The 1,857-nt window shown below is 57.0% G+C and carries 2 protein-coding genes; one reads left to right on the top strand and one right to left on the bottom strand.

Annotation, left to right across the window (positions count from 1 at the left end):
• Positions 1-143, bottom strand: a 143-nt coding sequence (locus tag AB4Z13_RS32715) for an SDR family oxidoreductase (protein ID WP_442207765.1), incomplete at its 3' end; no start/stop codon positions are given.
• A 50-nt stretch (positions 144-193) separates the two neighbouring features.
• On the opposite strand from AB4Z13_RS32715, the gene AB4Z13_RS32710 reads away from it, so the two are divergent.
• Positions 194-1,723 (top strand): IS3 family transposase, encoded by a 1,530-nt coding sequence (locus tag AB4Z13_RS32710; protein ID WP_442207764.1) that lies wholly within the window; start codon positions 194-196, stop codon positions 1,721-1,723.
• Positions 1,724-1,857: the final 134 nt, after the last annotated feature.

The raw sequence follows: 1,857 nt of genomic DNA, 5'->3' as shown, positions 1-1,857 counted from the left end.
AATAGTTCAGTCTCTATCGGACCGGGCGCGACGGCATTAACGGTGATGCCCAGAGGCGCGAATTCCAGAGCCCAAGTCCGCGTGATGCCGACCAGCGCGCTCTTTGCAGCAGCATATGAAGTTCTGTCGCGAGCGCCTTGAATTGCTCGGCTGGGGGGTGCGGATGAAAACTTGGACTACTTGGAGGTAGTTCATGTATTCGTACGAGGATCGCATCAGGGCGGTCAAGCTATATTTCAAGTACGGGGGAAAGACGGCAACGGTCGTTCGTGAGCTGGGCTATCCGTCGGGCAAGAACCTGAAGCGGTGGGTTCACCTGTACCAGGCGCTTGGGGACCTGCCCAAGCTCCGCCGTCCAAGGCAGCGATACACGCTGGAGCAAAAACGCGTGGCGGTGGATCACTATTTCGGTCATGGCTGCTCTTTAGTTCATACCCGCAGAGCCCTCGGGTATCCCAGCACCGAAATGCTGGCCCGCTGGATTGAGGAGCTGCGCCCTGGGTCGCGCCGCATGGTCACGAGCACAAACACCAGTGCGCCGTTTGCGTCCGAACAGAGGCGTCAGGCAGTCACTGACCTTTGCACCCGCCCGGGCTCAGCGGAGGATGTTGCAAAAAAGGTTGGAGTAAGCCGACCGATGTTGTACAAGTGGAAAGATCAACTGCTCGGAGACGAGGCATATCGATCTATGCGAAAACGTAAATTGGCTTCGCCTGAAGACGAGCATGCGGCGTTGCTGGAAAGAATCGCGCAGCTCGAACAGCAGGTACGCCAGCTGCAACTTGAGCGCGWCATCCTGACGCAGGCGGGCGATCTAATAAAAAAAGACCAAGGCATCAACACCCTGGCCCTGACAAACAGGGAGAAGACACAGGTGGTTGATGCCTTGAAATCTACGTATCCGTTGTCCGAACTTCTTCGCATCGTCGGGCTTGCACGCAGTAGCTATTTTTATCACAAGACAAGATTAGGCCTGGCCGATAAATATGGCGAGGTTCGTAGCGCCATGGTCGAGATCTTTGAGGGCAACCATCGGTGTTACGGGTACCGCCGTATCCACGCGATACTGCGCCAGCGCGATATGCAGATCTCCGAGAAAGTTGTGCGCAGATTGATGGCGGAGGAGCAGCTTACTGTCCATCGACCTCGTCGCCGGTATAGCTCTTACAGCGGGGAGATTGGCGTTGCGCCCGAGAACCTGATTGCCAGGGACTTCCATTCGCAGGCTCCAAATCAAAAGTGGCTGACGGACATCACCGAATTCCAGCTTCCAGCGGGCAAGGTCTACCTATCACCCATGATCGACTGCTTTGACGGCAAGGTTGTGAGTTGGTCTATCGGAACGAGGCCTGACGCGCAATTGGTCAATAGCATGCTCGACGGCGCTATCAAGACGCTCACCGAAGGCGACAGCCCCGTCGTACACAGTGACAGGGGCTCGCACTATCGTTGGCCGGGATGGCTACAACGTATCGATGCGGCGGGTCTCGTCCGATCCATGTCGCGAAAAGGCTGCTCACCTGACAACGCTGCGTGCGAAGGCTTCTTTGGGCGCCTGAAAAACGAGATGTACTACTGTCGCAACTGGGCCGGCACCACGGTAGAGGCATTCATGAACGAGCTAAACTCGTACATCCAGTGGTACAACGAGCGGCGCATCAAGTTGTCCCTGCAGGCGATGAGCCCGGTCGACTACCGGCGCCGCTTGGGAATCGCAACCTGAATCAGTCCAAGAAATCGTCCGCAGCCCCTCTGGGCCAGATTCAAATGTCGTACCCCCAGGGCGTGTCAAGCTGCCAGCTTTCGTAGGCTGCCGGAGCAACACCATGGGACGACCGGATACGATCACCATGAGCA

Source organism: Rhizobium sp. YAF28 (assembly GCF_052113285.1).
Classification (GTDB): Bacteria; Pseudomonadota; Alphaproteobacteria; order Rhizobiales; family Rhizobiaceae; genus Rhizobium.
The sequence above is the reverse complement of the archived record's forward strand: the minus strand, read 5'-3'. Positions and strand labels throughout refer to the sequence as shown.